The following is a 16,524-nucleotide window of genomic DNA, read 5'->3' on the forward strand; positions in this document are numbered from 1 at the left end:
AGTAATGCACCCACCTTTCGCATAACTGCCTCGAGCGCACTTTGAGCAACAAAAATAGGATGCCCGCAATCACATCTGCCAATCGGTTCGGCCGAAGGTAGGGCGGCTTAGTCATATCGCGTTCTAGTCGTAGTCTTCATCCTCCTCATTCTGCATACGCTTGAGCCCCTTTTCGTGCAGGCCTTGGCGCAGTTCCTCCTCACGGCGTGCGGCATTAAGGGCGAGGAGGCGGGAGAGGACGAGGTCGCGTTGGGCGGCGGGCCAGAAGTACCGACCCTGGTAGGTGTGATCGTCTTCGGAGTCTTCGGCGAGGAACTCGGGCTTGAGCGTCTCGGCAAGATCGTCCCAGCCATAGGCGCGCAGCACAGCGCGATCCATCTCGTTGTGGAGGTCCCGCAGGTGCTGAATAGCTGGGCTGGTCTCGTTATCGTTGTGAAAGCGGTTGTATGTCTTGGTCATGCCCTCATTAGCGGCGATCATAAGCTCGGCGCGGTGGTCGTGATAAGCCTTACCAATGTCCTTGAGCGCGTCGTCAGTCTCGTAGCCGATAGGAAACGGGTAAGTCTCGAAACATTCGGGTGGGCTATACACGGGGGTTTCTCCCTGTCGTGAGCCCCAGCGCAATGCCCATAGCATGTGGACCCGACTCTGCATTGCCGCGAATGTCGGCTCGAATGCTTTCGCGGCTATAACTATGAGCTTTTGGCTGAAGATTACGTTCCGGGGCAAGCGTGCGAACGCAATATGTGCGGTGGTCTGAGAAATGGCCATTACGCTATGAAGTCCAGTTGTCGCCGCCCGCAGAGCTGGAGTATCCGTTCCATACTGCCACCAGAATTTTTTGCGCCTCTCCGCCACAGCGTAGCCACGAAGATGAGCCCGCTTCGGCTTAACCTTCTCTTCAACTATCGAAAAAAGCACTGGCCACCTCTGTGCCTGGGATAGAGACATATCTCTGAAATTGATTGCCCAGCGAACGCTTTGATGCCTGGGACTACTCGTGACCTCGTCACCACCTATGTAGGGCAAAAGGACTTCGGTGATGCCCGCGCCCTCTTTTAGAATGCGAGCGGCGTCGGCCAACGTGCCGGCGTGTTCCTCGTTGCCCTCGTCTGCGAAAATAAAACCCAAGCCATAAGTGTCTGCACCTCGGAATGCCTTCGCTCCGTTGGCTTTGAGCGGTATGGGGCTGTCTATTTCGTCCCCCTCGAAAAGCTGCGAGTTTATTGCTGCAACAGCACGTCCGTTTATCATACAGGGACCCGACACGCCCTTGGAGATGACTACAGATGAGACTACGACGGACGCCTCGCCTGGCCACGGAAAATTCCGTTCAACCTGACGCAGGTAACCCCCTTGCTTCACAATCCAGCTAAGACCCGCGAGCCGAGTATCGCCTTCCGAGATTGTCTTTGTAGCGAGCAAGCCGATCAAACCTCGTTCTCGGCACAACGAGAAGGAGCGCCGAAAGAAATGAGCAACGAGATCGACCGCTTTGCCCCCACTGTTCTGGTGAATTGATCGCAACCAATCGGGGTACGCCGTCCCTAAGGCCGCCCAGACCTTCGCCCCTCCTAGGAACGGTGGGTTTCCCACGATCGCATCGAACCCCGGATTGTCCCGCACGAACACTTCCGGAAACTCGATCTGCCAATGAAATGGTTGCCATCCCTGCTCAGCGCGGAAGCGCTTTGCCACGATTTCGATCTTGTCCCATTCGGGGCGAACAAATGCCGTTATCCAGCTCTCGACCTTGGCGCGCGCCTGTTCTCTACCTTTCGCCTTGTCAGCAGAGAAGAATGCAGCGATCACCGCGTCGCCGACTTGCCTCGCTGGCTCGATCTTCTCCTCTACGCGCCGATGTCGCGACTCCTGAATGGCTCGGGTCACGTCGTCGGGCGCTGAGCGGATGGCCTCGCGGCCTTCAAGTGCACTTCGAACCTCGTCGCGTATCAACTGCCGGTAGAGGGGCAGACCAGGCTTGCTGTCATCCCAGTTTGCCGCTTCGATCTCATGCTGCGTCAGCCCAACCAAACTGTCTCCCGCCTTGATCGCATGATCGAGGAAGGTGAATTCGTGCTCGCGAGCGAGCGTCGCGAGCCAGAGGGACAGGCGCGCCAAGTCGACGGCTAATGGATTGCGGTCGACACCGTAAAGGCAACGTTGCGCCACCAGCCGACGCGCATGGATGACCTCGTCTTCGTCGGCTGGAATGGTCGGCTTTTCCGCCTTGTGCATATCCCAAGCTTGCTCGAGCCGCGCGCCGAGCTGGCGGCAGGCCTCGACGAGGAAGGCGCCGGAGCCGCAGGCCGGGTCGAGCACCTTCAATGACATCACGGCCTCTGGCGAGGCATTGTTGCCGATGCTCTCGAACGCCGGTTCCAGCGTGTGGCGCACGATCGGCTCAGTGAGCGAGCGCGGTGTATAGTGCGATCCGGAGCGGCGACGCTCGTCGGTCGGCTGCAGATAAGGCACGCCCACGCCGATCGGCATAGCCCTCGGCGAGGCGCGTTCGTCAACGGTGTTGCCAAGCCCTTCGATCAACGCTTCGACATCCTTCGCCACCTTCACCGCGGCGGCCTGTTTCGCCGTGAGCTTGATCGACTGGTCCTTAAGCCATTTCTGCCGGTCGGCCGGCTTCTGCGTCAGCAGGGTCTCGAGACCGATGAAGTTGGGAAGCTTCTTTTCGTCCCTCAGCGCAATCATGCGCTCGCCGGCCCGCCTAGCGGTGAAGCCCATTACCGTCTCGTAGACCGAGCCGATGCTTTCCACATCGAGGGAGCGATAGGAGAGCCGCTCGCGCACGCGCGCGCTATCGACGCCGCGCCCCTCGACGGTCATCAGCCCATGCAGGATTCGCAAGATCGTGCCGTCCGACACCGGCAGCACCTCGACAGCGTCGGCGGCGGAGCCCCGCCCCTCTATGAAGGGGAAGGCGTCGGGGTCGAACAGCTTGCCGCCGCGCCGTGACACCCAGTTCGAATAGCCGCGATGGATGAGCCGGAACACGGCGAGTAGCTGCCCCCAGGCGCCGCGCCGCTCGTCCATGGTGTCGGGGTTCAGCGCCTCGTCGTCGAGCAGGCGCGAATAAAGTGTCTTGATCGAGTAGCCCTGTTCCCACAATTCGCCCAGTCCGTCGTCCTTGTGGGTCGGCAGCAGGTCGCGGTCCTCGGCATAGAGCAGGAACACCAGCCGCATCAGGCAGGTGAGCAACCCTTCGTAGAGGTGGTGCGGATCGTTCGCTGCCAGCGCCTCGATGCGCGCGAGATCGGCGCGATGCATGCCGCGCAGCAGCTCGTAGAGCGCCTGCAGCACCTGGCTCGACAACTTTTCGGAAACCTCATTCTGGGCCTCGCGCGACAGCCTCAGCAGATGCCTCAGCCGAGTTTCGTTCGCTCCGGTCCAGAAGGCACTCCGCCCGAGAGAGAGCTTCAGGCCCGCCAGCATTGGCCGGCCCTCCACCCGGCCTAGCGCTGCCAGCGGCCAGGTGATCCAGCCCGCCGTCTCGCCGCGCGGAGCATGGACCAGCCGCAGCGTGTTCCTGGCAATGAGGATGCCAGTGCCAACGCCGGTCTCGCGCAGCAGCCGTTCCAGCCGTTGATGCGGGCTCGCCTCCCATTCGTCGGCGCCGAACTGGCCGCGCGCATCGGGATCGAGATCCGGATGGACCATCACCAGCGCTTGCACCGGCACGTCCGCCTCCTCCTCCCTTTCGCGCCAGAGAAGCGCCATGTGCGGTTCGATGAGCGTGCCATGCTCCGGCAGTGTGCGCGAAAGCCCCGGCGGCATCGCCGGACCGCCCGGCGCCCCCGCAACATATCTGGCTGGCCAGGCGAGTAGCGTGTGGACGAAGCGCCACGGATCGCGCAGCACAAAATTCCTGTCGTCCTCGCGCGCGGACGTCGGCGGTAGACCGAGGGCGTGCGCGGCCGCTTCGGTGTCGAGCGGCCCCTGTCGCAGCGGCGTCAGTCCGCTGTTGCGCAGCACATTGGCGCCGAGGACCAGGCCCTCGGGTTGCAGATAGTTCAGCCACTGGCTGGTTTCGTCGATATCGCCCGGTGCCAATTGTTGCCTCAGCTTGTCGTGGGCCAGAGATAGACCAGCCCGATCGGCTCAAGCTGGCGCGCCGCCACCACGTAGTTACCGCGGACTTTTTGCGGCTCACTGTCGAGATCTTTCTGAAGACGCACGAGCTTGTCGTCCCAGGAGCGGCGGTCTGACTCGAACTGCCGCAGCTCACGCTCGGCCTGCTGCTTCTGCTCATCGCTCTGGTAGAGATCGAACGAAAGCTGTGCAGGCGGTTCGGCATCGCGCATGCATTCGCGAACGCGCCTGATCTGCCGTTCAAGCAGGTCGCGCAGCCCGTTGGCCTCCCGTTCGCCGTTCTCCGCCAGATCCCTGATTGCGGCGGCCTCCGCGGCCGTGGCGCGGCGTTCGAGAGGTGGCCTGAGATCGGCAATGTCGGCGTCCACCGACTGCCGAAGTCGCTCAATGACGCCGTCACTGGGCGAGCGCGAGGTGCGCAGCGCCTCTTCGAGCTGGGCGATCGTGCTCGCCTCTCCAGTATCGCCGAAAGGTTCCAGAAGGGTATCCCGGCGCACGTCGCGCCAGGCGGCCGTTACCGGGATGATCTCCTCATGCAATCGCCGCCCGTCCGGTCCGAACAGCGACAGCCGGCCGATCAGCACAACGCGCGGCTGCGCACCCTCCCCGACGATCGCCGTCACGCGGCCAATATTCGTGCGGAAACCCTGGGAAGCAAAACGCGATACCAGCCGCTTCACCAACCGGTGTTCGAGATGCAGCTGGACGATATCCTGCGGCTCCGGCTCGCCGTCGGCCAGCACAGGCGGGTCGAAGACCAGCCCGCGCATGGGCGTCTCGCGCCGCCACCGAGCCCGGTCGCGCTGGCGAGGGGGCCGCCCGGTACGCAGCTCGTCGAACAGCACGGCCCAAGTGGAATCTTTCGCGAAGGCGGGCGACGCCGGATCCAGCGTGAGCGCTTCGGGAACGGCGAAATGTCCAGGTTCGAGCCTGGTGCCATCGTCGGCCAGAGCGATCTCGACGATCCGCTTCACGTCCGAACCCGCGACCCCAACGCGCTGGCGCGCTTCCTCGAGCCTCCGCTGCAGCCAGTCCTGCTCTTCCTTCAGCCGCTTGATCCTGCGATCCGCTTCGTCGTCGAGATCCCGCTGCGCTGCGCCGACGCCATCGTCGCTCACATTGTCGATTTCGTCCGCAAGCCGGGCGGCGTCGGCGCGTGCGATCCCACCCTCCGCGAGGCGCGTCTCGATCTTCCGTCGCAGCACTTCGCCCGCCGTGCCCAGCTGCTTGCGGATGATCTCGGTCTTGCGGATCAGCGTGTCCAGCACGCGATCCTCAATACGCTGCTTGTAGAGGAAGTATCGGCAGCTCACCGTGGCGGCAGGCTGCAGCTTACGATCGATACGGCCATTGCGCTGCTCGAGCCGGGATGGATTCCATGGCAGGTCGATATGGATGAGGTCGCGGCAGCGCGTCTGGAGGTTGAGGCCTTCGCGGGCAGCGTCGGTGCAGACGAGGATGCGGATAGGCGCCTTGTCGAACGGCGCGTTGAAGTTCTGCTTGATCCGGTCTCGCTCGTCCAGACTCGTGTGGCCGGTGAAACTCACGATGCGACCGCTCAGGTCGGCACGCCCCTTGGTACGCTGGAGAAGGCCTTCCTCCAGACGCTCGACCACCCAGCGCCGCGTGTCGTCCCACTCGGTGAACAGGATCAACCGGCGATCCTTCCACGCGTGCTTCCCGTCCAGCATTTCGGCCTCGATCCAGTCGAGAAGCCTCTCGATCCTCTGGTCGGGCTGATCCCGGTGTGCCAAGGTGATCTTCAGCATCGCCTCGACATTGGCAATGGCCGCATTGATATCGCCGAGTTCGCCGCGCGCGTCGTCGGTCACGACCTCAATGAGATCGTCGCTCTCGATCACATCTTCGGCAGTATCTTCGGCGCTCACAAGCTTCTCCTGGCGGCGTTGCAGCGCCCGCAAATGCGTCCGCAGGGTCCGGTCAAAGGCTGCGATCGAAGAGAATAGGCGCTGCTGCAGGTTGGCGAACATGAACCGGGCGCGGCTGCCACCCATGTTGCCGGACCGATATTCGTCCAACATCATCGCCAGTCTTAGCTCGGGTGCATCGGACGGCAACCCATCGATGACGATCGGATCGACCAAACGCTCGGGAAACTTATGCCCAAGCCGACGCAAATCCTCTTTCAGTCGCCGGACCATAACAGGCTCGAGATCCCTCGCGCTGACATCGATGCCGCGGGTGAAGCGCTGTGGGTCGAGAATATCGAGGAGCGTGGAAAAGGAGTTGGAATGGCCGTTATGCGGGGTGGCCGACAGGAACAGCCGGTGCTCGAACGGCGTTGCGATCTCTCGCACTGCGCGCGTCAGCTGTGACTCAGTGGCCCAGGCGAGCCCCCCCGCCGGCGCGGCGTGATGCGCTTCGTCCAGGATGAGCATCGAACGCGCCCGATAGGAACCAAGGATGTCGCGCAGACCGCTCATATAGGTCTCGTCCGCCAGTACGCTGTGCGAGACGATGAACCGTGACCCGATGCTCCAGGGATTTGCGGAAAAGCCGCGCCGACGCCGGCTCTCGAGAAGGTATTCGCGGTCGACGATGGTGAAGTCGAGGCCGAACTTCTGAGAAAGCTCGTCGTGCCACTGCGACTGCATCGACGCCGGCGCGGCAACGACCACGAAGCTCAAGCGTCGGCGTAGCATCAACTCGCGGACGATGAGACCGGCCTCGATCGTCTTGCCCAGACCTACATCGTCCGCGATCAGCAGGTTAACGCGAGGAAGCTCGAGCGCCTTTGCGAGGGGAAGCAGCTGGTATTGCTCAAGCCGAATACCGGAGCGAAACGGCGACTGAAACAGACGGCGGTCGGCCGATGTGGCGGTACGCCATTCGGTGGCGCGCAGATGTGCACCGAGGCGCTGAGGATTCTCGAAGGTGTTCTTGAGCAAATTCGACCAGTCCGACGTATCGATCGGCTCGAGATCAAGCTCTGCCTTCAAGGCCAGGCGAATTGCATCTCCTTGGGAGTCGTCCTCGACCGAAACCAAGTCAATCGTAGTCACATGTTCAGCCTTGCCCAGCCCCTCGACAATCCAAGTGGTTGATCGAGCTCGAACAAAGTCGCCCGGCCGTATTGAGATATCGCTTCCCACCTGATTCCCCCACGCATTTAAATGAGCGAGTCACTTGGCCAAAAGCAAATGCGGTTTTTATCGTGAACACACTCATATCCCCAGTTGGCTCTGAGGCAGGCATCAGCGATCACGGAATTTGATGCTTCAAGGGTATTCTGCTGCACCAGCTTCCCAGCCCGCCCACCGTAGAGCAAATTTTGTCGGGGCGTCAGATAGAAAGACGTTGGCAGCGCCCTGGTGCATGCCGGGGGGAGGGTGGTCATTTCGTAGTAAGCGCGCGCTGCCTGATGTGTTGCATCACCCTGAGAGCTGTTCCGAGGGCCAGGCTCTGCGCCTAGCATGCGAATAGGGTGCAAGAGCCCGCGGACACTTTGTCCCAGCAGACGCCAAGGCTCCAATATCGGCAGTTCGCAGCCGTGACATCGCGCCAACGGGTTATCTAAACATCTGCTTGTCTGTATTTCTTGAGAAATACAGACACTCGTTCTATACAAATGTATGGTTTATCATCCTGATTCCCTTGTTGGTCGTAGCCACAAGGCCCGAACCGAAGCGGTTGCCTATCTCCGCACATCGAGTGCTGCAAACAGCGGCGGAGACAAGGATAGCCACCATCGTCAGATCGGGGCGATCGGGGCCTTCGCAGGGCGAGCGGGCGTGGAGATTGTTGAAGTTTTTTGTGACGTAGCCGTCAGCGGCGCCGATCCCATTGAAAGCAGGCCGGGGTTTGCAAAGCTGCTGGACCGTATTGAAAACAATGGGGTACGCGTAGTTCTGGTAGAAGACGCATCTCGCTTCGCCCGCGACCTGATCACGCAGGAGTTAGGCATACTGTCGCTTCTCGAATTAGGGGTCACTGTGCTGACCGCCACCGGCGACGATCTCACCGTGACAGACGATCCATTCAAGGTCGCGATGCGCCAGATTGCCGGTGCCTTCGCGCAACTTGAGAAGGCCAGGCTTGTCCATAAGCTGAAGGTCGCCCGAGAACGCAAACGCTCTCGCGGTCTTAAGGTGGAGGGTCGAAAGTCCTATGCCGAGACTGTTCCAGAAACTGTAGCGCTTGCGCGTTCCCTTGCCATCCGCAGGGGCAAGCGGCAGAGCCTCTCTCTGCGGGGTATCAGCGCTTGGCTGGCTGAGGCCGGCCATCTCAACGGTAAAGGCCGGCCATATGGCGCTCAGGCGATCAAGGACATGCTGCATCGGAAGCCAAGGAAGGCCCGTAAGGGTCCCCTCGGGCCTATCTCGTCATCGACAGAGGGAATATAGGCCATGACACACACGGGACTTGCGATCGTTAATCCGGCGGCAGAGTTAGGTCTGGTGGGCTACGACCAGTTGTGTCGCGCACTCGCCGTCGCTGCCACGGTCGACGAAGTGGCGAAGATCCAGGACAAGTCCAAAGCCATGCAAGCCTACGCGAAGCAGGCGAGGAATCGAGGTTTGGAAGCCGACGCCAGCGAGGTCCGCATGAGAGCTGAGCGCAAGCTCGGAGAGATGATGGACAGCTTCAGACAGGCCGGACACATGTCCAAAGGCGGCAGACGGCCTCAAGCGGAAACCGGGGTTTCCGGAACCCTGGTTGGTTGGGGCGTGAGCCTGGCTGAGATCGGCATCAACAAGAACCTTGCTAAGGCTGCCCGCAAGGCTAGTGGGTTGGACGATATCGCCTTCGCCCAAGCTTTGGTCAACAACCGCGAACGCATACTGTTCAGGGATGATCGTCCAGTCTTCAGTACAGCCAAAAAACAGGCCTTGCGTGCCGATCGAGAGAGAGTACTGGCTGGCAGAATTAAAGCCCTCCCAAAAAAACGCTATGGGGTGATCTACGCAGACCCGGAATGGCGTTTTGAGCCGTATTCGCGTAGTAGCGGGATGGACCGCTCAGCCGACAATCACTACCCAACCTCCTGCGTTGAGGCCATAGTCGCCCGCGATGTCCCCTCGATCGCCGCAGAAGACTGCGTACTGTTTCTTTGGTCGACCGCGCCCATGTTGCTTCAAGCACTCAAGGTCATGGCGGCCTGGGGGTTTGCATACAAATCCCATATTATCTGGGACAAGCAGCGGCCCGGCACTGGCTATTGGGCTCGGAACCAGCACGAACTGTTGCTTATCGGTACCCGGGGGCATATGCCCGCCCCGGCGCCAGGGGAGCAGCCCGCTTCAATCTTGAGCGTCCCTCGGGGCGAGCATTCCGCCAAGCCTGCCGAAGTCCGGAAGCTTATCGAGCGCATGTTTCCAAACGTCCCCAAGGTCGAATTGAATCGCCGAGGGTCGCCAATCCCTGGTTGGGATGCGTGGGGTAACGAGTTCGACTTGGCAAGTGAATCACACAAGCTTGAAGACTCGGCCTGAGAACTCCTTTTGAGCAAGTAATGGCTATTCCCTAAGCAGGACCAATAGGCACGAACTGGCCGTCAATCAGCGCAAGCTTCCAGCGAAGCGGGGGCAGAGCCTGCGTAGGTGCCGCGACGCTACCGGCTGAGTCCAGTTGTTCGTTTGCCCCCTGCTGGGCTAGACGTTCACGGGCGAAGGCGATCAAGCTTTGGTCCCCCCAAAGTTCGCCTTGTCTCAAGGCAGCCCGCGCTAACGCCATAGATCCCGGCGACAAGCGAGGAGAACTCTGCTCCAAATCCTTTGGAGTATCGCCCACATGAAGGGCTGGTCGATTCTCTTGGCGCCCATCATTAGTCATGGCGACAAAATGCAAACACTCTGGCCTTGCGACAAGAGCAACTTCCGAGGCTTCCACAAATTCCAACAGGTTTTAGCATGGCCCCCAGGGCGGCTTAGCTTGCCCGTGTATCACCGCGTAGGCTAGCACCACCCTGTCCAGGTCGTTACCTAGCGATCTAGGGGGAATACGAAGTGACTGGAGAGCGTTGATAACGATGCTCGGATCACCCTCCTCGCGTGACCGCAGAGCTTCCGCCACCACAGTTGCCCTGCGTTGCCAGTTGGCGAAACGGAAACCACGACTTTCGAAAAGAACGTTTAAGCGCCTTGTATTGATGAGACCCGCTACGAGCCTCTTGAGCGCTTTTCGCCCCGTGTAAGTCGGCGAAAGACGACCCGACAAAAACATACCGCCATGTTTGCAGCACCGGTTTGTCCCTCGCATAGCTTCACGTCTGCAGAGTTTGCCGGTACTGCGGGCGATAGCTTCGCAACGAGGCGTCTGCCACATGGCTTCCAACCCGTTTTGCCAAACTGGAGATGCCGCGCCGCGAAGAGCCACTGACTGAACTGACATCATGTTCCGAGTACCCCGGAGAGGCAACCTGGCAGATCCTATTGGCTTGCAAGCCTCTCGACCAGATGTGCGGAAGTCTCAGCGCGTGCCGTCCAGGCCACTTCGAGTTGATAAACCGTTGCTTGGATGGACCCCCTGCGCCAAGTGTCGTGGGCCGCCGCCAAATTAGATCCTATCAACGTCCTTTCTAACATTCGAATTGGTCGTATTTGGCGCGGCGGCGACCTTAGCGGCTCCCAGGGCTGGGCCACAACTGCACATGTTCACCGCCCCGCGTAATGGTAACCTATATGTGTCCAGCTACAGGTACGCTCTATTGAGAAAAATGCCTCTAATAGTCCTGCCACAGGGACGGTCAGGCTAAAGTTGACATGCCTGTCGTCCGGCGGGAAGTACGGTCGAGTCCGAGGTGAGGGACGGTATGGTCCAACTACGGGTACGGGAGATTAGTTTTCTTTAGGGCGCCATCGTTCAAAATCCTTTGTTGGGAGCTTACCGTTACAGTCGAACTCTGTTAGTCGATATTCAGTTGCGGCTCGCAGATGGTCCGCGATCGCGAAGTGACCTTTCCTGACAATAGCTACAAACCCCCGTTCTTCTAGAACACGAAAAGCGGTCGCTGCAGTTGACTTGCTTATGTGCAGTTCGGTCGCGACTTGACGAGCACCGAGCGAAATCCTCCCGTTGTTCGCACCATTGTAGCGAAAGAGAAGCTCCATATAAACGCAGCGCTGCACGGTATTAAGGCTACGCCATGCGTCCGTTTTGATGAACCAATCCTGGATAGCGTAGTAGCGAGTTCGCTTTTCCGATCGGCCGATATGTCTAACGCTCCTTTTTCTACCGCTCATCTTGGCGCCTCTACGATTTGATTAGCCAACAAGCGGGGGTAATCGCGGCCAACAACAGCGAGAGCTGCCTCCGAAAAGTACGTGGCATCACTGCGCCTGGTCCATTCCGCCGCTGCATCTCGCTGAAGCTTGCCATCGATATAAACGGGCTTGCCACGGACCAGGCGGGCTCGGCTCGGCAACAGAACGGCAAACTGCTGTGCGCGGCGAGTGCAGACCAGCGAGCACTCACGGAGCAGAAGGTTGAGACCGACAATCTCGATATCGAGATGTGCAATCAACCCCCCGCGGTGGATTGGCTCGACCCGGCGGATGGCGAGGTCGAATAACGGTTGGGGAGGGGTGCTGAGGATAGTGTGCATGCGAGGCTCCGCTTAGGAGCCGCCAACTTGATCGGGACCGTTCAGATCGGTTATGATAGTGGTCTGTCAGGCAAAGGACATGACCCTACCGCGCCGTCCGGTCCCTAACCGGGCGGCGTCTCACTTCTTGTCTTTGTGGTTGTCTTGCACCCACACGCGGACAGAGCCGATGCGGTAGCCAATCTTCCGCCGGCCGAGCCAGACGTAAGCCGGCCCCGTCCCTTGGGAGCGCCATCTTTCAAGGGTCGCAATCGCTACTCCTAGCGTCTGGGCCGCTTCCGCCGGGGTTAGGATAGCGTCAGCTCCCATAGCGAGTGTCGGGCGCAGCCGTTGGGCGATGCTGTCGGCCAAGGCATCCAGGCCATCGGGCCCGAGTAAAGCCACCGTCGTGTTTGCCGGGATAGAAGGAAGGAGGAGTTTGGGGCTGCGGGCGGTCATCAGAAGGCCTCCACACTTGCAGCAGGATTAAAGGTCCTGGGTTTTCGGGAGGCGCACAGCTCCCACAAGCGGAAAGCTTGCGGCGTGATGGTGGGGACGTCTGCCACGAGGGCAACATCCGGCACCTCACCAGTGAGCATACCTGCAACGAATGTTTCCCAGCGACCGTCCAGATATTGCTGGACGAACTTGCTGACCGGCATACCGGGTGGGTCGTAAGCGGATTGGGTGTGCAAGGTGGTAACTCCTATCGGGTGATATCGATGGCCCGATGGGAGCAGACTGACGACGGCTCATAACCGACAAAATCAGGCGCAGATTTTGCCGTTGACAGGGCGGTGCCGTCAGCGGCGTGGCTGCCTGCGACGCCACATCCCCCGGACCTCTGCTAGCACCTGCTCATGGCTCCTGTCGCCGAGCTTTAGATAGTGTTGCAGCGTTTCCTGGTCGCCCCCACCAGAGAAGAATTCATGCATCAGCTCGGGTGACGGCTTGCACGATTGAAACATCAATTCCACGATCTTGACCATCGGACTCAGCGATTTACAAGCCTGCTTGAGGCGTTGCCATGTTCGAAGCTCAACCCCTATGTTTGCCCCACGAAACACAGCGATCTCGATTTCTTCAGCGCCCTGCGGGGGCTTCTTGAAGCCCAGCAAGCCAAGGCGCCTACCAATCTCCTCCTTCCGCACAGGATCGTTCGACTTCTTTCCCCCATGCAGCGCCGCCGCATAGCACCACACCGTCGCTACCAAAACATCCTCCGACTTTTTGTCATGCTTGGCGCGACGAATGCCACTGGCAAGTACGGAGGGAAGAGGAGACCCGCTCCTGATGCGGCTAAGATCGGCGGCAATTAAACGAAACGCATCCCGCCCTATCACAGGCTGAAGTAGGGCCAACGCCTCGGTGATAATTGCTACCTCCACATCGCCATCCTTGAGAGGAGAGTTGGAGGAAAGGATCTCCGCTGGTATGGGCCCTCCACATCCCTCGGGATACACTTGGCGGCTTATCGCAGCGTGAACCTTGTCTCTCCCCAGCGCATCTACAACAGCGGCAAATCGCCGACTCAATTCCGCAAGAAGGAAGCGATCCGTTTCCTCTTGGCTGACACCACCCTCCGTGCTCATCCCGCCTTCCTTCGTCTGCCACCCGAAGACTTGATACCCCTTTCGCGCGCGCCTTTGTCCTTGAACTCAACCCTCGCCGGTTTTGCCTCCCTGACGGCCTTTTCGATCTCCTGACACCAGCGCGCCATAGCGTCAGCGCGCGCTGCCTCATGAGCTTCCAAATTATAGATAGCTTCCAGCGTGCTCTGGGAGCGGTGGTTAAGCATCAGCTCCGCCACTACGGTCGCGATCCCAAGCCGGGACCAGTGTGAGCGAGCCGTCTTGCGCAAGTCATGCAGAGTGAGCGGTCCCTCTACGTCGTATTCCCTCGCTACGTTCAACAGACGAGGCCAAAGTTTGCTCCACCCAGAAATCGGGGCGCCCAGCCGGGAAGACGGAAACAGATGCATTTCGTCATGAAGGCGCGGGACGCCATCAATAACCGCCAAAGCAAATTCCGGCAGCGGGATGAAATGGGCCTGCCCGTTCTTGGTGGTGGCAGGCGGGATGCGGAGAGTTGCAGCCGGGTGAGCAAACGGGCGCTTATCATTTCCCCTATGTTCCGCATGCCGTGTCAGCCAGTCGAGCTGCGCCAACGCGGTTTCATTACGTCGTGTGCCTGCCACCAAAAGGAAACGCACCATGCCGCCAAATCCAACCGGGATCCGCGCGTCCAGCGTGGCCTGCCACAGGCCTGCGATCTCTTCCATGGTGAGTTGGCGCCCTTGTCTGGTCTTCTCCACCCGAAGGCGCTCGGCCCGTGTCCGCCGTTCGCGCGGCCCTCCTGCCAGAACGTTCGCCGGCACCCGGCCCTGATCGAGAGCGAAGGCTAGCAGAGCATGGAGTTGAAGCCTAAAGGCCTTGGCTGCTCCAGGCTTGTTTTTTCTCACTGCCTCCACTCGCTCCATCAACTCAGCGCGTGCAAGGCCGGCGATATCGATATTCTGGCCAAGTGGCTCTAGTAGATAGCGCCGTAGGCAGGAGGCATTCTGCTCGACATTAGTGATGCCGGCCTGCCGCTGTTTGGCGATATAGGCATCTACCAACTCCCCGGCAGGGGCCAGTGCTTTGCGCCTTTTCTCGGCCTGCGGGTCACCCCCCGCTGCCACCGAGGATGTGACCTTGAGGGCGATCTCTTGCGCCTCTTTCAGCTTCACCTTGTCCACCGGACCGATGGTGTAGCGCCGCTCGGGACTGCCACGCCCGCCAAGACGGTAGCGCACCATATATGTTATCTTCCCGCCCGGCAGGATACGTATGCCCAGGGGACTTTCTGTGTCCCGCACAAAGCGTTCTCGCTCCCCTGCGTCCTTCGCCAGCGCCTCGATCCGCTTTGCCGTCAGCTTGGTCCGCTCTGCCACCACTTAGCCTCCAAATTTGACATGAACACATGCCATAGGCATCACCCAGGACGTACCGGGGACGCACGGGGGTGCTGGCTCATGCGGGCTTGTGATAGCGTTGAGAGAAACGAAAGTCTAGAAATTACAGTGGTTTGCAGGGCGCAAACTGGCTTATGATGGCTCACGAGGGCTATAAGTCTCATGTTTCGTAATGATGGGGTCGCGTGTTCGAGTCACGCAAGCGGCACCACTTCCCTCAAGCACCGAACGGCTTATTTCCCCCTGTCTTGGCGCTCGCTTGCGGTATCGCCGCCATCAATAGCTCGCTGCATTCTGGATCTGTGTTCCGTCGGGTCTGAATAGATAGGTTGGACCGACGAACGGCCCTCTGTCAACGGTATGTAGGTACCCGTTCTCCACAAGGGTTTGCAATTGGACGGCCGCCACAAGGGAGACCCCTGCTGCTGCCGACAACGCCTTCATTAGGGCCGGTCCATCGCCCGTCAACATCTTCCCATTTGAAAGGGTATAGGTTGGGCCAATATCCGCGGCTGCACATCCGAAGACGATGATCAGCCCATTTGCCGCGAATCTGCCTTTCAAGGAAGACCATTCACGAACGGTCAATGGGTTCAGGCTTTCAGGCGTCGCAGTATTGGCCGTATGTTACATACTTGTATCCGGTATACACCCACGATAACCTCGTCCCGGATCTGTTGCATGCCGCCCAAGAGCGGTGCCTGACGATGGTTCTGGGAGGATACCAGGTGAAGATCAAAGCGATCGACGTGCTGCAGGCGGATGCCGGCTGGAGACTTTTTTCGTTTGTGAAGATTACGACGGACAGCGATATCGTCGGCTGGTCCGAATATAATGAGAGCTTCGGCAGCCGGGGCCTCGCCGAGGTCATCCGCGCTCTGGCGCCGCTGGTAATCGGGCTCGACCCGATGCGCAGCGAGTTCATCTGGGCGCATCTCAACACGAACAGCCGCCAGTCGCGGGGCGGGCTCAACCACCAGGCCATCGCGGCGATCGAGAACGCGCTGCTCGACATCCGTGGCAAGGCGCTGGGCGTGCCGATCTGTGCCCTGTTCGGCGGGCCAGTGCGCGAGCGCGTGCCGGTCTACTGGTCGCATTTCGCTACCTACCGGGTCTATACGCCGCAGTATCTCTCTGGGCCGGAACCGAAGAATTACGACGACCTCGCCAAGCAGGCTGCCGAGGTGAAGGCGGCGGGGTTCAAGGCGCTGAAGACCAATATCCTCCCTTTCGATGGCCAGAAGCTGCAGCCCTTCAATCCGGGCTTTGGCCGCACGTCGGGCCATCCCGAGCTCAACTGGGACAACAGGCTGCTCCTTGGCGTCGCCGACCAACTCGGCGCGATCCGGGAGGCTGTCGGCCCCGAGATGGGGCTGATGCTGGACATCAATTTCCACTTCAAGACCGAGGGCTTCCGGCGCGTGGCCGATACGGTGGCGCCCTTCAAGCTTACCTGGCTCGAGATGGACACCCATGACGCGCCTTCGCTCGCGCTTATCCGCCGCGGCGCGCCCTGCCCGATCGCCGCCTGCGAGACGCTGGTCGGACGGCGCGACTTCAAGGCCTATTTCGAGAACTACGCCATGGATACGGCCATCATCGACGTGGTCTGGAACGGGCTGGGCGAGTCCGTGAAGATCGCCACCATGGCCGAGGTCTATGAGATGAATGTCGCCCCGCACAATTTCTACGGACATCTCTCCACCATCATGAGCGCACATTTCGCCGCCCTGGTGCCGAATCTGCGCATCATGGAGATCGACATGGACAGCGTCGCCTGGCGCGACGAGTTCTATACCGACACACCGAAGATCGAGAACAGCGAGCTGATCGTGCCGACGGGCCCGGGCTGGGGGCTCGAAGTCAACGAGAAGGCGGTGCGGGCGCGGCCGCCGAAGGGGTAAGGCGCAGGATTGGTGTGTCG

10 protein-coding genes are annotated in these 16,524 nt (G+C 60.3%); 4 read left to right on the plus strand and 6 right to left on the minus strand.

Annotated elements, in window-relative coordinates; all coding sequences use genetic code 11:
• Positions 1-123: 123 nt before the first annotated feature.
• Both ACMDCR_RS32400 and drmD read right to left on the minus strand, forming a co-directional pair.
• On the minus strand, positions 124-4,065 hold the full coding sequence (locus ACMDCR_RS32400) for an Eco57I restriction-modification methylase domain-containing protein (protein WP_413990551.1): 3,942 nt from the start codon (positions 4,063-4,065) through the stop codon (positions 124-126).
• An 8-nt stretch (positions 4,066-4,073) separates the two neighbouring features.
• A complete protein-coding gene (gene drmD, locus ACMDCR_RS32405) occupies positions 4,074-7,217 on the minus strand; it encodes a DISARM system SNF2-like helicase DrmD (RefSeq protein ID WP_413990552.1) in 3,144 nt (1,047 codons plus the stop codon).
• A 480-nt stretch (positions 7,218-7,697) separates the two neighbouring features.
• Between drmD and ACMDCR_RS32410 the strand changes: the two genes are divergently transcribed.
• From ACMDCR_RS32410 to ACMDCR_RS32420, 3 genes are all read left to right on the plus strand, one after another.
• Positions 7,698-8,468, plus strand: a complete 771-nt coding sequence (locus ACMDCR_RS32410) for a recombinase family protein (RefSeq protein ID WP_413990553.1) — start codon at positions 7,698-7,700, stop codon at positions 8,466-8,468.
• Positions 8,469-8,471: 3 nt separating this feature from the next.
• The gene (locus ACMDCR_RS32415) at positions 8,472-9,557 is read left to right on the plus strand and encodes an MT-A70 family methyltransferase (protein ID WP_413990554.1); all 1,086 of its coding nucleotides are present in this window, start codon (positions 8,472-8,474) and stop codon (positions 9,555-9,557) included.
• A gap of 1,766 nt (positions 9,558-11,323) precedes the next feature.
• Positions 11,324-11,635 carry a hypothetical protein gene (locus ACMDCR_RS32420; protein ID WP_413990555.1) on the plus strand — a complete coding sequence of 104 codons (312 nt, stop codon included), beginning with the start codon at positions 11,324-11,326 and terminating at the stop codon, positions 11,633-11,635.
• A 153-nt stretch (positions 11,636-11,788) separates the two neighbouring features.
• Here ACMDCR_RS32420 and ACMDCR_RS32425 read toward each other — a convergent pair whose 3' ends face one another.
• The 4 genes from ACMDCR_RS32425 to ACMDCR_RS32440 all read right to left on the minus strand — a co-directional run bounded on the left by ACMDCR_RS32425 (position 11,789) and on the right by ACMDCR_RS32440 (position 14,579).
• Positions 11,789-12,106, minus strand: a complete 318-nt coding sequence (locus tag ACMDCR_RS32425; RefSeq protein ID WP_413990556.1) for a helix-turn-helix transcriptional regulator — start codon at positions 12,104-12,106, stop codon at positions 11,789-11,791.
• A complete protein-coding gene (locus ACMDCR_RS32430; protein WP_413990557.1) occupies positions 12,106-12,342 on the minus strand; it encodes a hypothetical protein in 237 nt (78 codons plus the stop codon). Before ACMDCR_RS32430 ends, ACMDCR_RS32425 begins: the two co-directional genes overlap by 1 nt.
• Positions 12,343-12,450: 108 nt before the next feature.
• Complete coding sequence (locus ACMDCR_RS32435; RefSeq protein ID WP_413990558.1) at positions 12,451-13,239, minus strand: hypothetical protein; 789 nt, start codon at positions 13,237-13,239, stop codon at positions 12,451-12,453.
• Positions 13,236-14,579, minus strand: coding sequence for a tyrosine-type recombinase/integrase (locus ACMDCR_RS32440; RefSeq protein WP_413990559.1), 1,344 nt, complete (start codon positions 14,577-14,579; stop codon positions 13,236-13,238). Before ACMDCR_RS32440 ends, ACMDCR_RS32435 begins: the two co-directional genes overlap by 4 nt.
• A gap of 749 nt (positions 14,580-15,328) precedes the next feature.
• Between ACMDCR_RS32440 and ACMDCR_RS32445 the strand changes: the two genes are divergently transcribed.
• Positions 15,329-16,504 (plus strand): mandelate racemase/muconate lactonizing enzyme family protein, encoded by a 1,176-nt coding sequence (locus tag ACMDCR_RS32445; RefSeq protein ID WP_413990560.1) that lies wholly within the window; start codon positions 15,329-15,331, stop codon positions 16,502-16,504.
• Positions 16,505-16,524: the final 20 nt, after the last annotated feature.

Origin of the sequence: Labrys okinawensis, assembly GCF_047345005.1 — a bacterium.
Classification (GTDB): Bacteria; Pseudomonadota; Alphaproteobacteria; order Rhizobiales; family Labraceae; genus Labrys; species Labrys okinawensis.

What these genes read in the sequence shown, in the direction of transcription:
- ACMDCR_RS32410 (WP_413990553.1), top strand. Translation starts at nt 7,698, where the DNA reads ATGGTTTATCATCCTGATTCCCTTGTTGGTCGTAGCCACAAGGCCCGA.
- ACMDCR_RS32415 (WP_413990554.1), top strand. Translation starts at nt 8,472, where the DNA reads ATGACACACACGGGACTTGCGATCGTTAATCCGGCGGCAGAGTTAGGT.
- ACMDCR_RS32425 (WP_413990556.1), bottom strand. Translation starts at nt 12,106, where the DNA reads ATGACCGCCCGCAGCCCCAAACTCCTCCTTCCTTCTATCCCGGCAAAC.
- ACMDCR_RS32435 (WP_413990558.1), bottom strand. Translation starts at nt 13,239, where the DNA reads ATGAGCACGGAGGGTGGTGTCAGCCAAGAGGAAACGGATCGCTTCCTT.